This window comes from Gallaecimonas zhanjiangensis, assembly GCF_057624825.1.
Genome location: NZ_CM172603.1, coordinates 1144073 through 1162977, shown reverse-complemented (window position 1 = coordinate 1162977; position 18905 = coordinate 1144073). Strand labels below are relative to the sequence as shown.

At 60.2% G+C, this 18905-nt stretch carries 22 protein-coding genes; 8 read left to right on the top strand and 14 right to left on the bottom strand.

Features of this window, described 5'->3' with window-relative positions; all coding sequences use genetic code 11:
- Positions 1-117: 117 nt before the first annotated feature.
- Positions 118-1116: an META domain-containing protein gene (locus tag AC22G1_RS05460; protein ID WP_487315865.1), complete on the top strand. Its 999-nt coding sequence runs from the start codon at positions 118-120 to the stop codon at positions 1114-1116.
- Between the two features lie 39 nt (positions 1117-1155).
- Here the strand turns inward: AC22G1_RS05460 and AC22G1_RS05455 are convergent, their stop codons facing one another.
- Positions 1156-2259 (bottom strand): citrate/2-methylcitrate synthase, encoded by a 1104-nt coding sequence (locus AC22G1_RS05455; protein WP_487315864.1) that lies wholly within the window; start codon positions 2257-2259, stop codon positions 1156-1158.
- 113 nt (positions 2260-2372) lie between these two features.
- Between AC22G1_RS05455 and AC22G1_RS05450 the strand changes: the two genes are divergently transcribed.
- On the top strand, positions 2373-3254 hold the full coding sequence (locus tag AC22G1_RS05450; RefSeq protein WP_050657359.1) for a LysR family transcriptional regulator: 882 nt from the start codon (positions 2373-2375) through the stop codon (positions 3252-3254).
- 48 nt (positions 3255-3302) lie between these two features.
- Entirely contained in the window at positions 3303-3827 is a 525-nt protein-coding gene (locus tag AC22G1_RS05445; RefSeq protein ID WP_487315863.1) for a hypothetical protein, read from the top strand.
- Here AC22G1_RS05445 and AC22G1_RS05440 read toward each other — a convergent pair.
- Entirely contained in the window at positions 3824-4216 is a 393-nt protein-coding gene (locus tag AC22G1_RS05440; RefSeq protein ID WP_083445700.1) for a phosphate-starvation-inducible protein PsiE, read from the bottom strand. The two genes, AC22G1_RS05445 and AC22G1_RS05440, sit on opposite strands and share 4 nt — an antisense overlap.
- A gap of 134 nt (positions 4217-4350) precedes the next feature.
- Here AC22G1_RS05440 and AC22G1_RS05435 point away from each other — a divergent pair, with 134 nt between their 5' ends.
- Positions 4351-4695, top strand: a complete 345-nt coding sequence (locus tag AC22G1_RS05435) for a PilZ domain-containing protein (RefSeq protein ID WP_050657357.1) — start codon at positions 4351-4353, stop codon at positions 4693-4695.
- Positions 4696-4738: 43 nt separating this feature from the next.
- Complete coding sequence (locus tag AC22G1_RS05430) at positions 4739-5065, top strand: hypothetical protein (RefSeq protein WP_487315862.1); 327 nt, start codon at positions 4739-4741, stop codon at positions 5063-5065.
- Positions 5066-5089: 24 nt separating this feature from the next.
- Here the strand turns inward: AC22G1_RS05430 and rlmM are convergent, their stop codons facing one another.
- From rlmM to gcvA, 4 genes are read right to left on the bottom strand one after another with little or no spacing between them, the layout of a single operon-like run.
- A complete protein-coding gene (gene rlmM / locus AC22G1_RS05425) occupies positions 5090-6157 on the bottom strand; it encodes a 23S rRNA (cytidine(2498)-2'-O)-methyltransferase RlmM (RefSeq protein WP_487315861.1) in 1068 nt (355 codons plus the stop codon).
- Entirely contained in the window at positions 6154-6525 is a 372-nt protein-coding gene (locus AC22G1_RS05420; RefSeq protein WP_336391506.1) for a DUF423 domain-containing protein, read from the bottom strand. Before AC22G1_RS05420 ends, rlmM begins: the two co-directional genes overlap by 4 nt.
- Positions 6525-7112 carry an alpha/beta family hydrolase gene (locus tag AC22G1_RS05415; protein WP_050657353.1) on the bottom strand — a complete coding sequence of 196 codons (588 nt, stop codon included), beginning with the start codon at positions 7110-7112 and terminating at the stop codon, positions 6525-6527. Before AC22G1_RS05415 ends, AC22G1_RS05420 begins: the two co-directional genes overlap by 1 nt.
- Positions 7099-8028, bottom strand: coding sequence for a transcriptional regulator GcvA (gene gcvA / locus AC22G1_RS05410; protein WP_050657352.1), 930 nt, complete (start codon positions 8026-8028; stop codon positions 7099-7101). The genes AC22G1_RS05415 and gcvA overlap by 14 nt, the downstream gene beginning before the upstream one ends.
- 200 nt (positions 8029-8228) lie before the next feature.
- Here gcvA and AC22G1_RS05405 point away from each other — a divergent pair, with 200 nt between their 5' ends.
- Positions 8229-8444 carry a hypothetical protein gene (locus AC22G1_RS05405; protein ID WP_050657351.1) on the top strand — a complete coding sequence of 72 codons (216 nt, stop codon included), beginning with the start codon at positions 8229-8231 and terminating at the stop codon, positions 8442-8444.
- Between the two features lie 198 nt (positions 8445-8642).
- Here AC22G1_RS05405 and AC22G1_RS05400 read toward each other — a convergent pair whose 3' ends face one another.
- The 8 genes from AC22G1_RS05400 to hemA form a co-directional block, all read right to left on the bottom strand.
- On the bottom strand, positions 8643-10730 hold the full coding sequence (locus tag AC22G1_RS05400) for a TonB-dependent receptor (RefSeq protein ID WP_487315860.1): 2088 nt from the start codon (positions 10728-10730) through the stop codon (positions 8643-8645).
- Positions 10731-10845: 115 nt separating this feature from the next.
- Positions 10846-11691, bottom strand: a complete 846-nt coding sequence (gene kdsA / locus AC22G1_RS05395) for a 3-deoxy-8-phosphooctulonate synthase (protein ID WP_050657348.1) — start codon at positions 11689-11691, stop codon at positions 10846-10848.
- A 9-nt stretch (positions 11692-11700) separates the two neighbouring features.
- Positions 11701-12948 (bottom strand): DUF819 family protein, encoded by a 1248-nt coding sequence (locus AC22G1_RS05390; RefSeq protein ID WP_123421026.1) that lies wholly within the window; start codon positions 12946-12948, stop codon positions 11701-11703.
- A gap of 18 nt (positions 12949-12966) precedes the next feature.
- Positions 12967-13770, bottom strand: a complete 804-nt coding sequence (locus AC22G1_RS05385) for a transglutaminase family protein (RefSeq protein WP_487316691.1) — start codon at positions 13768-13770, stop codon at positions 12967-12969.
- On the bottom strand, positions 13770-14159 hold the full coding sequence (locus AC22G1_RS05380) for a SirB2 family protein (protein WP_487315859.1): 390 nt from the start codon (positions 14157-14159) through the stop codon (positions 13770-13772). The genes AC22G1_RS05385 and AC22G1_RS05380 overlap by 1 nt, the downstream gene beginning before the upstream one ends.
- Before the next feature lie 33 nt (positions 14160-14192).
- A complete protein-coding gene (gene prmC / locus AC22G1_RS05375; RefSeq protein ID WP_487315858.1) occupies positions 14193-15041 on the bottom strand; it encodes a peptide chain release factor N(5)-glutamine methyltransferase in 849 nt (282 codons plus the stop codon).
- Positions 15038-16129 (bottom strand): peptide chain release factor 1, encoded by a 1092-nt coding sequence (prfA, locus tag AC22G1_RS05370; protein ID WP_487315857.1) that lies wholly within the window; start codon positions 16127-16129, stop codon positions 15038-15040. The genes prmC and prfA overlap by 4 nt, the downstream gene beginning before the upstream one ends.
- Positions 16126-17385, bottom strand: coding sequence for a glutamyl-tRNA reductase (gene hemA / locus AC22G1_RS05365; RefSeq protein WP_487315856.1), 1260 nt, complete (start codon positions 17383-17385; stop codon positions 16126-16128). Before hemA ends, prfA begins: the two co-directional genes overlap by 4 nt.
- 94 nt (positions 17386-17479) lie before the next feature.
- Here hemA and lolB point away from each other — a divergent pair, with 94 nt between their 5' ends.
- Both lolB and ispE read left to right on the top strand, forming a co-directional pair.
- The gene (lolB, locus tag AC22G1_RS05360; protein WP_487315855.1) at positions 17480-18037 is read left to right on the top strand and encodes a lipoprotein insertase outer membrane protein LolB; all 558 of its coding nucleotides are present in this window, start codon (positions 17480-17482) and stop codon (positions 18035-18037) included.
- Complete coding sequence (ispE, locus tag AC22G1_RS05355) at positions 18022-18870, top strand: 4-(cytidine 5'-diphospho)-2-C-methyl-D-erythritol kinase (protein WP_487315854.1); 849 nt, start codon at positions 18022-18024, stop codon at positions 18868-18870. The genes lolB and ispE overlap by 16 nt, the downstream gene beginning before the upstream one ends.
- Positions 18871-18905 lie beyond the last annotated feature (35 nt).

Below are 18905 nucleotides of genomic sequence, written 5' to 3'. Positions count from 1 at the left end.
ATACCTGCCACTTGCCCGCACCGCTCCGGCCGCTTTTAACAGACGGCCACTAATTGTGCCCATGTTCAGGCCAGGCGCCTTAGGCTTGGCACACTGTTCATGCAAAAGGAGCGTCGCATGCCGCAATCCCCCTTACTGCCCATGACGGGCCTGCTCTGTGCCCTGGCCCTGGCGGGCTGCGCCTCAGCCCCCGAAGCGCCGGTCTCCACCCTTGATGCCAGCCAAAGCGTTACCCTCACCGGCGAGCTCAGCTACCGGGCCCGCATAGCCCTGCCGCCCCAGGCCTACGCGCGAGTGATGGTGCGTGACAGCACCGGCCAAGTGGCCGCCCAAAGCCAGTGGCGCCTCGGCGGCAAGCAGGTGCCGCTGCCCTTTACCCTGACCTTGCCCGCCCACAGCCAAGGGCCGTATCGCCTTGAAGCCAGTATTTTCGTCAGTGGCCGCCCGGCTTGGGTTGCCGAGCCCAAAAGCCTGACGCCCCTTGCCAACCAAGAAGACCTGGGGACGCTTGAGTTACAGGCGGCGCCCCCCGGCGCGTTTGCCAGCCAGCTGCAATGTGGCAGCCATCAGGTGCAGGTGAGCTTTACCCCTACCCAGATGCAAATGACGGTGGATAACACCCGCTACGCCATGGCCCAGGTGCGCGCCGCCTCCGGCGCCCGTTATGAAGCCACAGACCAGCCCGGCACTGTGCTTTGGAACAAGGGCAGCGACAACTGGGTCACAGTCAAGGGCAAAGCCCTGCCCGAATGCCAGAGCGTGGGCGAGGCCAACACGCTGGCCCTGACCGACCAAAGCTGGCAGGTCGATAGCGTGAACGGCCAAGAGGTGCTGGATAACAGCGAGGTCAGCGTCACTTTCGGCAGCGACGGCCGGGTGCTGGGCAAGGCGTCATGCAACGCCTTTTTTGGCAGTTACGATGTCAGCGGCGATCGCCTCACCCTTCATGGCCTGGCCAGCACCCAAAAGGCCTGTGTGCCGGCGCTGATGACACAGGAGCAGCAGTTCTTGCAGGCCCTGGGGGACGCCCAGCATTTTGCCTTTACCAACAGCGGCGATTTGCTGCTCTACGGCCCAGAGGGCAGCAGCATCAAAGCCGAGCTGAAAAAAGAGTGAAAAAAAGGCCCGCTCTTGGCGGGCCTTTTTGTGGGCGGCTTACTTGCCTGCGTACAGGGCGCGGGGGCGAATAAGACGCGGGTCCTGGTTGAACTCGTAGAAGTGCGCAGCCCAGCCCACAACCCGGGAACAGGCAAAGAGGGCGGTGAAGAAGCGCTCTTCAATGCCAAGGGCCAGATAAACGGCGCCCTTGTAGAACTCCAGGTTGGCGTAGATTTCTTTGTCTTTCTTGGCAAATTCTACCTGGCAGGCTTCTTCTACCGCCACCAGGGTCTCCATCAGCTCCTGGTACTGGGTGCCTTCACAGAAGTGACGAGCCATGGGCTTGAGGATGCCGGCGCGGGGGTCGAGACGGCGATACTCGCGGTGGCCCATACCCATGATCTTGACCTTGTTGGCCAGGGCATCGCTAACCCAGGCTGCCGCTTTGTCGGGGCTGCCGATGCTGCGGGCCATCATCACTGCCGCTTCGTCGGCGCCGCCGTGGAGCGGGCCTGACAGCGCGCCAAGGCTGCCACCCACACTGGCGGTGAGGTTGGCCTTAGTGGAGGCCACGACGCGGCCAGCAAAGGTGCCGGCGTTGAAGCTGTGGTCCATTTGCAGAATTTGTACGGTTTCAAGTGCGCGCACGGCGTGAGCGCTGGGCTGCTCGCGGTTGAAGGCGTACAGCAGTTTTTCACAAAACCCAAGGCCCTCTGGCAGCTCAACCACGGCGCCAAACTGGCAGAGGTTATGCCAGGTGCGCACCACCGCAGATTGCTTGGCCGCCAGTACCATGGCCGCTTCCAAGTGAGCGGGAATGAAATCGGGCAGCGGCTGGCGCGCCTTGGTGTCGGTAATGGGGGCCAGGGCTTGGAGCACCGCCATGGGGTGCAGGTTGCGGCCCAGTTGCTCCAGTACCCGAAGCTCTACCGGGCTCAGTTCAGATTCGCTGGCAAGCCAAGCGTCAAGGGTCTTGGCCTGGGCTTCGCTCAGCTCAGTGTCGGCCAGTACCAGAGCGATAACAGCGGCCAGGGATTGTTTGCTCAGCTCGTTGATGTCTTTGCCGCGGTAGCTCAGGCGGCCAATGTCGCCTTCCACGTTGGAAATGGCTGTTTTGCCAACCAGCACCCCTTCAAGGCCAATGTTGATTTCGTCTGTCATAGGGTCCTCGCACGATGTTTTATGGGTCTACTTATCAGAGTGCCGATATTAAAGGCCCTCTAAAGTTGTTAATCTAATCAAACTAAATAACCATTCGATTAGGCGAACTTATCATGCGATTGGAAACCGGCGAGCTGCGCACCTTCCACACCCTGGCCCGCACCGGTGGATTCAGGGCCGCGTCTAAGGAGCTATTTTTGACTCAGTCGGCGGTCAGCCAATCGATAAAACAGCTCGAAGCCAAGCTCGGCCAGCCACTGGTGACCCGCGACCGGCCCATCAAACTCACCGCCGCCGGGCGCCGCCTGTACCGCTACGCCGACGACGTATTGCGCCAAGAGCAACTGGTACTGGGGGATCTGGCTCGCCTGGCCCGGGGCGCCAACCAGCAGCTGAGTGTGGCCATCGACAGCACCAACAACCGCTTTGCCGGCCCCGACCTTATCGCCCAGTTCTCCAAACAGTGGCCTGAAACCCGCCTTCGGATCATCGAGCAGCCGTCGCGGGATATCGTGCAATCGGTGATGAGCGGCGAGGTGGAGCTGGGCCTTGGCCCCTTTGAAACGCGGATGCGCCAGTTCGAGACCATCGCCATTTACGAAGAAACCCGGCGGCTTTTGATAAGCCCGCGCCACCCGTTGCACCAAGAGGTGATGACCCCGGCCCAGCTGCGCCAGTTACCGCTGGTGGTGTCGTCCCTGGATGAGCCAGACCAGCGCCCCTACCCGGATAAACTGCGAGACCGCTTCCAGATGATCTGGCAGATCTCCAGCCTCAACCTGCGCCTTAACCTTATCGACAGGGGCCTGGCGGTGGGCTACATCTCCGACAAGGTCACCATGGAGCTGCCCCAGGTACAGCACCTGCGCGCCCTGGAAGAATTCGACTTTGCCGCCATCCAGCGCCAGGTGGGCTTGTTCTTTCGAAAGGGCCGGGATCTGAGCCCGGCGGCGCTGGATTTTATCGGGGTGTGCAAGGATTACTGGCAGCCCTAAGTCAGGCCGCCATACTGGGGAGGGACTTTTTCGCCAGGGAGGCTTGCCATGCGCCTATCGATACTGCTGCTGGCACTTTGCAGCGCCAACGCCATTGCCGCCGGCAATCATCAGCGTTTTTTCAATAATATCAGCGCCCTTTGCGGCCAAACCCTCAGCGGTAAGGTGCTGGTCAACCAGCCTGCCGACCCCTTCTGGGACGGTAAAACCCTGCGCCTTGCCATAGGCCAGTGCAGCCACAGCGATGTGGTCATGGTACTTAGCACCGGCGACCGTAAGCCGTTGATGCTCACCCTTCGGCAAAGCGCCGCTTCCCTGCAGCTTGAGCACCGCTACCTGCTACCTGACGGCAGCGAGGGGAAATTGAGCCGCTTTGGCGGGCGAACCCAAGACCCTGGCAGCCCAGCGCGCCAGCAGTTCCCCGCCGACGCCATGTCCAAGGCGCTGTTTATGGACAACAACATGAAGGACGCCACCTTCAATGTCTGGGAGCTCAGCCTGGAAGGCGGCCAACTGCACTATCGCCTGGATCGCAGCGGCCGCCACTTCGACGCCGCCTTTACCCTGCCCTAGTCCTTGTGAGGGTATGGCAGCTTGATATGGCCGTAGCGGATCACCAGCACCGTGGCCGCCAGGATAAAACCGGCCCCCGCCACAGAAAGAATGCGCCAGTTATCCATCTCCTTCATATCGAGGATGAGGTAACGGGCCAGGGCCACAATGGCAATATAAAGGGGCATGCGGATGGGCAATTTACCCGACTCAAGATACAGCGACACCATCGCCAGCACTTCGAGGTAGATAAACAGCAGCAGTAAGTCGGCCAGGGTCACGGCCCGGGCATCGACCATCAACCACACCTCGGAGACGATCAGGATAAGGGTGGCTAACGCCACGATTAACAGAACCAAATCCTGCACCAATGCCAGGCTGTCTTTTCCCCAGGTTTGCAAGCGGTTCATACGCAGTCCTTATCTTGAAAAAGGTGATGTCTTCACCCTACTGGCAGCTTCAGGCACAATCAATCCGTGTTCGCTAAAGTTGCCGGTTAAAGCCGTCGCTCCTTACTCTTCGTTGCCATGAAAACAGGTGTATCGTGAATAACCTCAAGCGCCGCCAGCAGTTACGCCATCCGCTTCGTCACCCTATCCCGGTTTTAGTGCGCCATCGCAGCCTGCGCCGCAGCGATGTACATGTGGTGGAAGGCTTGTTGCTGGATGCCAGTGAACAGGGCATGGGGGTGCTGGTGATGGAGCCGGTAGAGCTGGCCAGCCGCTGCACCATCGAGGTCTGCGACGAGGACAAACCGTCGCGGTTTCGCGGCGAAATTTGCTATGCCACCAAGACCGAATACGGCATCCGCTTAGGCATTGAGCTGGACGACGACGGCAGCGCCCGCTTTTTGGGATATCTGGGCGAGATCAGCGCAGAGCTCGAATAAGCCACTACACTGGGTCATAAAACTGCCTGTAACGGGAAAGCTGATGACCCATAAGTTTCGCCAGGAACAGCGCCGCGCCCTTTCTACCCCCATCCCCGTCCTGCTGATAAACGGCGACCATACCGCCGAGGGCATGCTCTTTGACGCCGGAGAAATGAGCATGGGGGTGGTGGTGATGGACGGATACGACCAACCCAGCCGCACCTGCACCATCGAAATTTGCGACGAAACCAGCCCCTGCTGCTTCAAGGGCGAGCTTTGCTACATCTCTGACACCGACTACGGCACCCGCCTTGGCATCGTGCTCTTTGACGACAACGACCAGCCCCTGCTCGATTACCTCGACACCATAGGCGCCACCTTGCGATAAAAAAGCCCGCATCAGCGGGCTTTTTTATTTGCGGCTCAAATGGACCGTGATCTCTTCGCGGTCATAGTAAAGATGCTTGGCCGCCAGGCGATAAGGCACGCCGGCCTTATCCAAACGCTCGTAAATCAGTTCCAGGCACTCTTCAACGGTGTGAAAGCGGCGTTTTACCGGCAATTTGAGGTTGAAGATGGCCTCGATACACCACTCGTCGATAAACCAGTCGCACATCAGGTTGGCCACCCTCTTGGGGCTTTCAATCATGTCGCACACCAGCCAGTGCACGTTGTGCTTTTTGGGCAGCCATTTAAAGCCGTCATCGCGGATGTGTTTCACCTGCCCGCTATCGAGCAGTTTTTGGTCCATGGGGCCGTTGTCGATGGCGGTGACCATCATCCCCTTTTGCACCAGCTGATAGGTCCAGCCACCGGGGGCGGCGCCCAAGTCCACGGCGTTCATCCCCGACTCCAGGCGTTTTTCCCGCTGGGTTTTCGACAAGAAGTAATGGAAGGCTTCTTCCAGTTTCAGGGTCGAGCGGCTGGGGGCGTCCTTGGGAAACTTCAGGCGCATGATCCCCATCAGGTGCGGGTAATGGTTCTTGGGCTGGGAGTAGCCGATAAAGGCGCTGTCGGTGCCGGTAAAGCAGACGTGCAGCACCGGTTTGTCGCTGCTGTCCTTAGCGGTGAGCTTGCCGGCCTTTTTAAAGAAAGCCTTCATCGGCGTTGCGATGGAGCGGCAAAGGCGGTTGAGCTCTTTACCCTCGTTGGTGTCGAGGCTCTCCACCCACAGCTGGCCGCATTCGGGCAGATCTTCGGCCGCCGCCATATACAGGGGGTTTAGGCGATCGTCAGTAGACATCTCCAGCACCTGGGGCGCTACCCGGATCATCTGGCGAGCAAAGATAAGCTTGTTGACCGGCAGTTGGTTGAGCAGCTTGGCGCTGTCGCCCGGCTCGTAGCACTCGAACAGCACATAGCCGGTGTTGCCCTTTAAGCGGGCAAAACCGTACACCTCGCGCTCGGCGGCGCGAACCTCGATTTCCTGGGCGCATTCCCCTTCAAAGCCGGGGCGGCAGTAGAGCAAAAGGTGCTTCACACATTCTCCTTGAGGGCGGCCACCAGCAAAGCCAGCCAGCCCAGGATCAAACAAAGGCCCCCAAGGGGAGTAATGGGACCGAAAAACTTAATGCCGGTCAGTCCCAGCAAATAGAGGCTGCCGGAAAACAGCAGCACCCCGGCCGCCATCAGCCAGCCGGCGGCGCTGAGCCAGGGGCTGGTCATGCGCCCGGCCAGGACCACCAGGCCCATCATAGCCAGGGCGTGAATCAGCTGATAGCGCACCCCGGTTTCCATTACCGCCAGCATCTCGGCGCTCAGGACTTTTTTAAGGCCATGGGCGGCAAAGGCCCCCATGGCGACACCGGTGGCGCCGTACAGGGCGCTCAGCATGAGAATAATGCGCATCAGCAGTGCTCCTTGATAAAACGCAGCATGGCGGCAACGGCCTCGGCCAGGTTGCCGGCCTCGGTATGGCCGCTGCGCTTACGGGGTTTGAAGCTGTGGTCGCCATCGGCTAAAAACTGCAGCTCGGTGCCCAGTTTATAGCCGGCCACCTCATCGCGGGCGCCAAAGGTATCCCGCTCCCCCTGCAGGATCAAGGCCGGCACCGGACAATTTTCAATGGGCGCCAGGCGCAGCTTGTCGGGCTTGCCAGGGGGATGGAAGGGATAACCCAGGGCCATTACCCCCTTAACCTGCTGACCAGCCTCAAAAAGCTCGGCGGCAAGGGTCATCGCCACCCGGGCGCCGAGGGATTTACCGGCCAAAAATAGCGGCTCGCCCTGGCAATGCTCGGCCATGGCCTCAACCAGTACCGGCATTTTATCCGGGGGCCTTGGCTTACCGGCGGCAATGGCCTTTTGCATGTAGGGAAAATCAAAGGTCACCACCTCTACCCCACCCGCCTCAAGGCCGGCTTTGATGCTTTGCATAAAGGGGTGATGCTGCCCGGCGCCGCTGCCGTGGGCCAACACCAGCTTAGCCCGTGACATGCACGTCCTCCGGCAGCAGCTTTTCTTCCTCGACCTTCACCAACGACAAGATCCAGTCGCGAAAGGCCGCTATCTTGCCCTGCTCGGCCTGGGACTGCTGGCACACCAGGAAATAAGCGTTGGGGGAGCGCAGCACTTCCTTGAAAGGGCTGATAAGGCGCCCGGCGGTGATGTCGGGCTCGGCCAGCACCGAGTGGGCCAGCGCCACCCCTTGGCCGTACATGGCCGCCTGCAACACCATGGCCGAGTGGGAGAAAATCGGCCCCTGGTTGACCTTGATAAGGTGCGACAGCCCCAGGTGCTTGACCCAGGTTTGCCAGGCTTTGCGGCTACCGTCATGCAAGAGGGTGTGGTTGGCCAAGTCTTCCGGCTTTTCCAAAGGTTTGGTGCCGGCCAACAGCAAGGGGCTGCACACCGGAATAAGGTACTCGGTTTGCAGCCTGTCGGCCCTCAGCCCCGGCCAATAGCCGCGGCCGTAGTAAATAGCGATGTCCACATCGTCGGTCAGGCCGCCTTCTTCGGTCTCGGTGGCCTTGATGCGCACGTCGATATCCGGGTGCGCCTCGGAAAAGCGCGCCAGCCTCGGCACCATCCACTGAATGGCGTAGCTGGGCTGCATGGCCACCGTCAAGGTACCTTTGGCGCTACGGGCCAGCACCCGGGCCGTGGCTTCGGCCAGGCTCGAGAAAATATCCTTGATGTCCAGGTAGTAGCTCTGGCCTTCTTCGGTGAGCAGCAAGGAGCGGTTGCGCCGCTTAAATAGCTTCAGGCCGAGGTGGTCTTCGAGGGTCTTGATCTGGTGGCTGATGGCCGCCTGTGTGACAAAAAGTTCTTCGGCGGCCCGGGTAAAACTCAGGTGCCTGGCGGCGGCTTCAAAAGCCTTGAGCGCGTTGAGGGGAGGCAGTTGACGGGCCATGGTTGCTGTCCTGGCAATTCATAAATTTTTCTAATGCCTGGGTATTATATTTCATCGTTTGAAAAACCACCAACCGAAAACTATATTGGCGCCACTTTCTGGGGCAATTACTTTGAAAACGAGCAGTTAGGAAAACGCTTCGTTGTGCCATTCAAAGTGCTCCAGGCCCTTCTCGGATTGAAGCTTTTTTGAGGTGAATTATGTTTGCGGGATTGATTGCCGCCACCGCCTTGACCCTGATGCCGGTGGAAAAACCTGAACCTGTTGCCCCCGTGGCCCTGCCTGTTGCCGAACTGGCGCTGAGCATCAACAAGGCGGTTGCCGCCATTGATGTGCAAAACCAGGAACCGGCCCAGAGCCCAAGCGTTGAAGTGGCCAAGGCCGATGTGGCCAGCCCTTTGACCAGCGCCCAATAATACCCCCATGGTGTTTGATAAAGCCCGGCAATGCCGGGCTTTTTTGTTCTATCGTCAGATTTGCCAGGTAATGGACCTGCAGCAATGGTTTGACGGGGCTTCCAATAAACAGAATTACGCCCGCTATCGGAGGAGGCCTTAGCAACCGCTGCGAGGTGCCTTATCGCTGTTCAATCATGCTTTGATAAGCCAACGCGTTTAGAACTGGTAGCGATACCCCAGGCGCCAGTTGCGGCCACGGCCGGCCTGGTAGTTGTCGTCGCTGGCCAGGGTCTGGGCCAGGTAGTCGATGTATTGCTTGTCCAGCAGGTTGTCGACCCCGAGGGACCATTGCTGGCGGCCGATGTCGTACCCCAGCGACAGGTTGACCAGGGTGTAGCCGTCAAAGCGGCTGGTGGTGACGCCGCTGCCACTTTTGAAATCCTTGCTGAAGTAATGGCTGGCAGAAAGGCGCCAGTCGAGCTCGGCAAGGGTGCTGTCAAAATACACCGTCAGGCTGTCTGGGCTGACGTTGGCCGCATCCAAGTCGGCGTCTACGTCACCGTCGCCGTTGCTGTCGTAGCGGCCATCCAGTTGGCTGTACACCACACCCAGGGTGCTCTGCTGGCCGACATAAAGCCCCAGATCGGCGGAGAAGCCGTGCACTTCGGTGGCTTCTCGTTTGACTTCAAGGATGCCATCGCTGCCGGCCACCAGCCGCGAGCCCAGATCCGAGTCGTTCTTCCACAGGCTCACCTGGCCATGGCCCCAGTCGCCTTGGTAGGCCAAGCCCAGCTCACGGTTGTCGGTGATGATGGGTTTGAGCACCAGGTAGTTGGCGATGCTGACCCCAGGCTCGCTGACGCCACGGGTCACTCGGCCCACGTCCGGCATGGAAAAGCCCTGGCTGTAGCTGGCAAAGAGCCGCCACTGGGGGTCAATCTGCCAGCTGGCGCCGATGTTCTTCATGGTCTCGCTAAAGCTCGGGGTGCCCCCTTTGACCTGATAAGCGCCGTAGCTGTAGAGGGTCTGGTAATCGGGGATGTGCAGATCCACCTTTTCGTGGCGCAGGCCGCCGGTCAGCAGTACCGGGCCCAACTGCCAATCCAGTTGCAGGTAGGGCGCCAGGTTGTCGTAGCGGTTTTGCGGCACCCAGGTCCGGCCGGAGCGGGCCAGGTCCTGGTCGGTTTTATCCCGGTAGAGATCCAGGCCGTAAACCAGTTTTACCGGTAGCTCCAGCAGCGCGTCCTTGACCATGGTCAGCTTAAGGCCGGTCTTTTGGGAGTTGATGCGGGACTGATCGTAATAGTCCGGGCCCAGGGCCGGATCTTGATAGGTGGCGTAGGTGCCGCCGCCAAAAAGCCCTTCAAAATCCTGGTAAAAAAGCTGCGCTTGCAGCTGCTGGCCCCAAAAGATATCGCCATGGCGATAATCGAGGCTGTAGGTGGCTACCTTGTTGTGAGCCGGCTTGCCGCCGTTATCGCCCCGCGCGCTGCTACTGGGAGTGTTGCTGGCCACATCCCCCGGCACCGCCACATAGTCGCCACGGTTTTTCAGCTCAAAGGCGTTGAGGCTGAAGGTAAGCTTCTGCTTGGCATCGAACTGGTGCACCACCTTGGTAAAAAGGTCTGCCGAGTGGCTGTCCATCAGATCGCCCTGGGTGGGGTTAGTGCCCAGGGTGCGGCCGTCGGCGTCATAGAAAAGGCCACGGTCACGGTATTCAAGGCCCATCAGCAGTCGGGTGTTGCCCAGCACCTTGGCGCCGGTCAGGCCGGCGTTGTAGCCAATACCTTTGCCGTTGAAGCTGTCGCTGCTGTCCAACCCGCCATGGAGGCTCAGGCCGTCTTCGCTGGGGGTTTTGGTGACGATGTTGATGATGCCGCCGCTGGCACCCAGGCCATGAAGGGCGTTGGCTCCCTGGATAACCTCGATACGCTCAATCATGGAGATATCGATGGTGTGGGCATCACGGCTGCCGTCGCGCAGTGGGTTCGATTGCGGCACGCCGTCAATCATGTACAGCGGCTGGCGGCCGCGCAGTGACTCGCCCCGGCTCGATAGCTGCTGGCTGGGCGGGGCAAAGCCCGGCACCAGTTGCGCAAGGATAGAGGAGAGATCGTCGTTCACCCGGCTCTGGCGCTTAAGATCCTCGGCGCTGATGATGGTCACCATATTGGGGATGGACGAAACCGGTTTATCGCCACGGCTGGCAGTGACCACAAGGTGCTCGGTGTCGTCTTGGGTATCGGCGAAAAGCGGGGCGTGAAAAGCGGAAACAACAAGTAGGGCCAGGCTGGATTTACGCATCGTTAGTCGAGTGTTTGGGAAGAAACACGCAAATAGTAACGATTATCAGAAACAATTCAATCTAAATAAGCAGCGATGCAGCAAACAAAAAGGAGGCCGCAGCCTCCCTTGGGTATCAGCCCTGGGTGTCCAGGGGCTCGAAGGATTTCACCAGCTCGTCTACCGCCTTCATCTGCTTGAGGTAAGCCTCAAGCTTGGCCAGCGGCAAGGCGCTGGGGCCGTCGCACAGGGCTTTGTCCGGGTCAGGGTGGGCTTCGATAAAGAGCCCGGCCAGGCCCAGGGCCATGCCGCTTCGGGCCAGTTCAGCCGCCTGGGCACGGCGGCCATCGGCGCTGTCACTGCGGCCGCCTGGGCGCTGCAGGGCGTGGGTGGCATCGAAAATAACCGGCACCTTGAAGTGCTTCATTTCGTCCATGCCCAGCATGTCCACCACTAGGTTGTTGTAGCCAAAGCTGCTGCCCCGCTCGCACAGCATCACCCGCTGGTTGCCGGCTTCGTCAAATTTTTTGAGGATGTGGCGCATCTCGTGGGGGGCCAGAAACTGCGGTTTTTTAACGTTGATGATGGCGCCGGTTTTAGCCATGGCCACCACTAAATCGGTCTGGCGGGCCAAAAAGGCGGGCAGCTGGATAACGTCGCACACCTCGGCCACCGGCGCGGCTTGGTGCGGCTCATGGACGTCGGTAATGAGCGGCACGTTAAAGGTCTTTTTGATCTCTTCAAAGATCTTCAGGCCTTCGTCGAGCCCAGGGCCACGGTAGGAATTGATGGACGAGCGGTTGGCCTTGTCAAAGCTCGCCTTGAAAACAAAGGGAATACCCAGGCGGCCGGTGACGTCCACATAATATTCGCAGATGCGCAAAGCCAGGTCCCGCGATTCGAGCACATTCATGCCCCCGAACAGGGTAAAGGGCTTGTGGTTGCCGACTTCAAAACCACCCAGTTGGATGTTCTCTTGCATGGTCATTCCTTACAACGAAACAAAGTGCATCAGCTGGCCACAGAGCCAAGCCATATAGGTACCCAGGGCATAGCCCAGTACCGCCAGCAACACCCCCACCGGCGCCAGTGAGGGATGAAAAGCCGAAGCCACCACCGGGGCCGACGCGGCGCCCCCGACATTGGCCTGCGAGCCCACCGCCATGTAAAAAAGCGGCGCCTTAATAAGGCGGGCGACGATCAGCATCAGCGCGGCGTGGAACGCCATCCAGATGCCGCCAATCACAAAATAAACGGGGGTGTCGGCAATGGCCAGCACGTCCATCTTCATGCCGATGGTGGCCACCAGAATATACAAAAATGCCGAGGCCACCTTGGAGGCCCCTGCCCCTTCGAGCTTACGGGCGCGGGTAAAAGACAGCCCCAGGCCGATGGTGGTGGCGGTGACAATCATCCAGAAGAAATCCGAATGCAGGCTGTATCGCTCACCCCAAGGCACGTTTTGCACCATCCAGGGGGTCACCACATCGGCCACCCAGTGGGAAAGGCCGGTAGCGCCAAAGGCTACCGCTACAATCAGCATCAAATCGTTCATGCTGGGAATGCGGGCATGTTCGGCCTCGAAGGCCTCCACCTTTTTGCGCAGCAGCTGAATGCCACGGGTGTCGGCGCCGGTTTTGGCGTCGATTTCATCGGCCTTGGAGGCCATGTACAGCAGCACTGCCATCCAGATATTGGCGACAATCACATCCACCGTCACCATCACCGAGAAGATGCCGTCACCCACGCCGTAGACTTCCTTCATGGCCGCCTGGTTGGCGCCGCCGCCAATCCAGGAACCGGCGATGGTGGTCATGCCGCGCCATACCGCATCGGCGCCGTCACCGCCGCCCACATCCTGCGGGTCAAAAAGCCCCATCACCATCAGCGCGAAGGGCCCGCCCAGCACGATGCCCAAGGTGCCCACCAAAAACATGGTAACCGCCTTGGGGCCAAGGCCGAGGATGGCTTTAAAGTCGATGGACATGCACAGCAGCACCAAGCAAGCCGGCAGCAGGTAGCGCGAGGCCACGAAATACAGCTTGGAATGCTCGCCGCTGATGATGCCGGCACTGTTAAACAACGAGGGCAGGAAGTAGCACAGCAGCAGGGCGGGAACGTACTTGTAGAAGGCCTTGAAATAACGGTTTTGGGAATGGCTGGTGTAGAACACCGCCCCCAGTAACACCGCCAATAACCCCAGAACCGTCGCATCATTTTGCAAGAGCGGCGTCTGCATTCATCTCTCCTTTGAATTTCAGTGCAGGGTGGCGCTGTCCGTTGGCAGGGCCTTCATTTTATTTTTCAGCAGGGCGCAGGCCGGGTCGTCCGGGCAATGTTCCACAAAATAGCTCAGATCGTCCCTGGCCGGGGCCACGCAGTTCAGCTCCGCCAGCAGGTAGCCGCGGTCACGGATAAGGTAAGGGTCATTGGGGGTCATTTCCACCATGGCCTGGGTCACTTTAACCGCTTCCATCAACCGGCCGTCGCGGGTCAGGGCGCCCTTGGTGGCTTTAAGAAGGCGCAGCAGCAGGCCTTGGTTGTCCAGCGGCTCGGTGTGCTGGTGCTTGAGCCGCTGCCAGTTGCCTCTAAGGCCACGCAGCCACAGCTCCAGCTCGGCCATGGGGTGCCAAAGACCGCTCAAGGGGTCAAAGAAGGCGCCGGGGCGCGTGGGGCTGGTAAGCAGCAGGTAGCCGGGGAAATCGATGGCATCAAGGGCAATGCCCTGGCCCTCGGCAAAGTACAGCAGCAGCAGGCCAAGGGCGGTGGCACTGCCTCGGCGCTCGCGGATAACCGAGGTCAGCAAGCAGCCCTGGCTGGTGAAATGGCTGTTGTCGCCGTGAAAGGCGAGCTCTTGGTAGAAAAAGTCCAGCAGGGCGTCCAGGGGCTGGCCCTTGGCTTGCTGGCCAAGGCGCAGGCTGAGCTGGTCACGCCAGCTTAAAAGGCAGCCTTCGAAGGCCCGCACGTCGGTTTGCGACAACTCGCCAGCCAGATGCAGGGCGGTCATCACCGGTTTGGCGCTGCGCGCACCCAGGCGCGCTTTGAGGTCGGCAGACAGCATCAACTGAACACCAGCGGGGTTTTGGTGATGGCAAGCTTGGCGTTAAACACCACCCAGCCGTAGGCGCCGGCCAAGGCAAAGACCCGCATCAGCTTGCCGCGCTGGCGTTGCAGCGCCACGATACCAAGCAGAATGTAGGCCACCAGGCCCAGCAGCTTCTCGGTCACCCAGGGGCTTTGGAAGGGGTAGCTCGACAACACCACGCAAAGGCCTATTGCCGAGAGCAACAGCAGGGTGTCAAACACCCTTGGCATAACTTTCAGTACCTTGGCCTGACGCCAGTCCTGGCGGTTACGAAAGTCCATGGCAAAGCGGATGGTCAGCAACAACAGGCTGGCAAAAATGGAGAGCTCATGGACGTGTTTCAGGGCTGGGTACAAAAACGCCATCAAGGACAGGCCTTTACAAAAAGTAAGCCGCCATTATACCCCAACAGGGCCTTCGTTGTCTCGCCACTGCCCCAGGGTCACCCGTTCCTGGCCGCTCAGATCGCGTTCGCTGCGCACCGCGCTAAAGCCTCGTTGTTGCATCAGCTCGCGCACCCGCGCCCCTTGGTCGTAGCCGTGTTCCACCATCAGCCAGCCGGGGGCTTCGAGGTAAGCGGGAGCTTGCTCGATGATGTATTTGAGGTCGGCAAGGCCGGCTTCTTCGGCAATCAGCGCCGACAGCGGCTCAAAGCGCACGTCCCCCTGGCCAAGGTGCGGATCGATGGGGTCGATGTAAGGCGGGTTGGAGACGATAAGCCCAAAGCGCTCTGCGCGCACCGGCATAAACCAGCTGCCTTCTCGCACCGTCACCGCCACCTGGTGGCGGGCAACATTGCGCTTGGCAAGCTCTGCCGCCTCTTTGACGGCATCCACGGCAACGCCCTGCCAGCCGGGGCGCTGGGCGGCAAGGGCAATGGCGATGGCGCCGGTGCCGGTGCCAAGGTCCAAAAACCGCAGCGGCTGCGCTGGCAGCGCCAGGGCCAAATCCACCAGGGTTTCGGTGTCGGGCCTTGGGATAAGGGTATGGGGGTTGACCTCCAGGGCCAGCCCGTAAAACTCCTGCTCGCCAAGGATATGGGCCACCGGCTCGCCCAGTTGGCGCCGGGCGATAAAGGCCTCGAACAGCGACTGTTCGGCGCTGCTAAGAGGCCGCTCGCCAAAAGCCAGCAAGGTGGTGCGGCTGACCTTGGCGGCGTGCATCAAGAGCAGCCGGGCGTCGATATCGGGAGACTCGCCGCCAGCGAGCGCTTCGCGGCCCCAGCGCAGCGCCTCTAACAGGGTCATGCCTGGCCCTGGGCCAGGGCGGCCAGCAAGTCGGCCTGGTGTTCCTGCATCAAGGGCTCAATCAGCAGGTCGAGGCCGCCTTCCATCACTTCTTCGAGGCGATAGAGGGTGAGGTTGATGCGGTGGTCTGTGACCCGGCTTTGCGGGTAGTTGTAGGTGCGAATGCGCTCGGATCGGTCCCCTGAGCCCACCAGGGAGCGGCGGGTTGCCTCTTCGGCCACACGGCGTTTTTCGTCTTCCATGGCCTGGATACGGGACGCCAGCACCGACATGGCCTTGGCCTTGTTCTTGTGCTGGGAGCGCTCGTCCTGGCACTCCACCACCACCCCGGTGGGGATGTGGGTAATGCGCACCGCCGAGTCGGTTCGGTTAACGTGCTGGCCACCGGCGCCGGAGGCGCGGTAGGTGTCGATACGCAAATCAGCGGTGCTGATATTGACCGCTTCGGCCTCCGGCACCTCGGGCAAAATGGCCACGGTGCAGGCCGAGGTGTGGATTCGGCCCTGGGATTCGGTGGCCGGCACGCGCTGCACCCGGTGGCCGCCGGACTCAAACTTGAAGCGGCCAAAAACGCCGTCGCCGCTCACCAGGGCAATCACTTCCTTAAAGCCGCCGTGCTCGCCGTCGTTGCTGGACACCACTTCCACCCGCCAGCGGCGCGCTTCGCAGTAGCGGCTGTACATGCGGAACATGTCGCCGGCGAAAATGGCCGCCTCGTCGCCACCGGCGCCGGCGCGAATTTCCAGGTAAACGTTGCGCTCGTCGTTGGGATCTTTGGGCAGCAGCAGAATTTGCAGCTCGTGCTCCAGCGTCTCGATACGTTCCTTGGCGCCCGCGACTTCTTCCTGGGCCATTTCTTTGAGTTCGGCGTCGTCGCCGTCGAGCATTTCGCGAGCCACCGCCAGGTCGTCTTGGGCGCTTTTAAAGCGGCCAAAGCAGCTGGTGACTTCTTCGAGTTGGCCAAATTCCTTGGACAGGGCCTGAAAGCGCTTTTGATCGCTAATCACAGCCGGTTCAGACAACAGCGCCTGCACTTCTTCAAAACGTTCTTGCAGGCTTTCCAGCTTTGCCAGTATCGATGGGTTCATGGAGTCTCTCGGTTGTCCAGGCCCAGCACACCGGCAATGGTGTCCAGCCTGGCCTGGTCGCCCTCACGGCCTGCATCGGACAGGGCCTTGGTGGGGGCATGGATCAATCGGTTGGTAAGCTGGGCCGACAGCCGCTCAAGCACCTGGGCGGCATCGGCGCCGCCAGCCAGTTGCGCCTGGGCTTTTTGCAACAGCTCCTGGCGGATGCCTTCGGCCTGCTGGCGATAATCGCGGATATGGTCCACCGCCGAGAGGCCGTTGATCCAGGTGGCAAAGGCCTGGACCTGCTCCAACACCATGGCCTCGGCCTGGGCGGCGGCGGCTTCGCGCTTAGCGCGGTTTTCATCGATGATCTGCTGAAGGTCATCAACGGTGTACAAAAAGGCGTCGTCCAGCTCGGCTACTTCGCTTTCGATATCTCGGGGCACCGCCAAGTCCACAAAGAACATCGGTTTGTGGCGCCTCGCTTTTAAGGCCCGCTCCACCATGCCTTTGCCGATGATGGGCAAGGGGCTGGCGGTGGAGCCTATTACGATATCGGCCTCATGGAGGCTGTCGGGCAGGGCTTCTAAGGTAATGGCGCTGGCCGCTACCTTGCCGGCCAGCTCCTGGGCCCGGGCCAGGGTGCGGTTGGCCACGGTGAGGTTATCCACCCCTTGCTCTTTAAGGTGCGTGGCTACCAGCTCGATGGTTTCGCCGGCGCCAATCAGCATCACCTTGGTGTCGGCCAAGGTCGGGAAGATGTGTTTGGCCAGCGTCACCGCCGCATAGGCCACCGACACCGCGTTGGCGCCTATTTCGGTTTTGGTACGCACCTCTTTGGCCACCCGAAAACCGTGCTGAAAGAGTTTGTCGAGCAGCTGGTTGACGGTACCGGCCTGGCGGGCCTGGCTGTAGGCCTGCTTGAGCTGGCCGAGAATTTGCGGCTCGCCCAGCACCATGGAATCGAGGCCACAGGCCACCCGCAGCAGGTGGGTGATGGCCTCGTCGTTCTGGTAGACGTACAGATAGGGGTTGAGCTCGTCGTCAGACAGCTCATGGAATTGGGCCAGCCAGTGGCGCACCGATTGCTCGTTATCGCTTTGGCAAAAAATCTCGGTGCGGTTGCAGGTAGAGAGCACCACCGCCTCGGCCATGCCGGGCAGCGCCGGCAGCTGTGCCAGGGCACGGGGCAGCGAGTCGGGCCCGAAGGCGACTTTTTCTCGCAGCGCCACAGGGGCTGTTGTGTGATTCAGGCCGATAGCCAGTAAGGTCATGAAACGGCGGGTCTCTGGAAATTGGCGAGGCAATTCTACTGAAATTTATAAGGCCATGGAAACCACAGTGCGGCCACCGCTATACTGGCGCCCTATGAAAAAGACATTACTGCTTGTTTTAGCGACCCTTTGGCTCAGTGCCTGCGTCAGCTTCCCTAAAGGCCAATGGCCCAGTCCCAACCGGCCGCTGGTCAACTATGCGGTGCTGGGCAAGGTGGCCATTATCACCCCCGACAAGCGCGATTCCGCCAACCTTTACTGGCAACAGCAGAAACAGACTTTTAACCTCAAGCTCACCAGCTTCCTGGGCACCTCGGTGCTGTCCATGGAAGGGAAGCCCGGCAAGGTCAGCCTCACCAACAGCGAAGGCACCTTCAAAGATACCGATGCCCAGTATCTGTTATATCAATTGACCGGCTGGCAGCTGCCGGTCAACGACTTCCCCCAATGGCTCAAGGGCCAGAGCGGCGAGCGCGGCATGATAGTCAAAAAAGACAGCAAGGGCCGCATCGACACCCTGCAAAGCGAAGGCTGGACCATCCAGTACCTGCGCTGGACCCAAGCCGGCGGCCGCGACCTTCCGGCCATGCTGGACATGAGCAAAGACAACATCAAAATCAAATTGCAGATAAACGAATGGCAACCCCGTTAAGCCTGCCGGCGCCGGCCAAACTGAACCTCTTTTTGTTCATTACCGGCCGCCGCCCCGACGGCTACCACGAGTTGCAGACTTTGTTCCAATTTGTCGATTTCGGCGACGAGCTGCACTTTACCCCAAGAGCTGACGGCGCTATCCGGCTACTGACCGAGTTTGAAGGGGTGCTGGCCGAGAGCAACCTTATCGTCAAGGCCGCCCGCCTTCTCAAAGAAAAAACCGGCTGCCCCCTTGGCGCAGATATCCGCATCGACAAACGTCTGCCCATGGGCGGCGGTTTGGGGGGCGGTTCGTCCAACGCGGCCACCACCCTGGTGGGTCTTAATCGCTTGTGGGGCTGCGATGTCAGCCTCGACACCCTGGCCCAGTGGGGATTGACCCTCGGCGCCGATGTGCCGATTTTTGTGCGGGGCAAAGCCGCCTTTGCCGAAGGGGTGGGAGAAATTTTTACCGACGCCAATCCGCCCGAATCTTGGTACCTGGTGGTGGTGCCGCCGGTCAGCGTAAATACCGGTTTAGTGTTTCAAGCTGATGACTTAAAAAGGGATACCCCCAAGCGCCCCATTGCCGAGATCCAGCCCGCAGATTGGGCAAACGATTGCGAACCGACGGTTTTTAAGCACTACGGCGTTATTGAAAAGGTTTTTTCGTGGTTGCTAGAATACGCGCCGGCAAGAATGACCGGGACCGGCTGCTGCGTTTTTGCGCGCTTCGACTCTCAAGTCGCCGCCGTAGCTACCCAATCTCTGCTGCCACCGCAATGGCAGAGCTTTGTTGCCAAGGGTGTGAACCGCTCACCGCTGCATGAGCGGCTTGCAGTCTGCGACTGATTTGCAGGGCCGGTATATCCGGTCAAAACTGAACA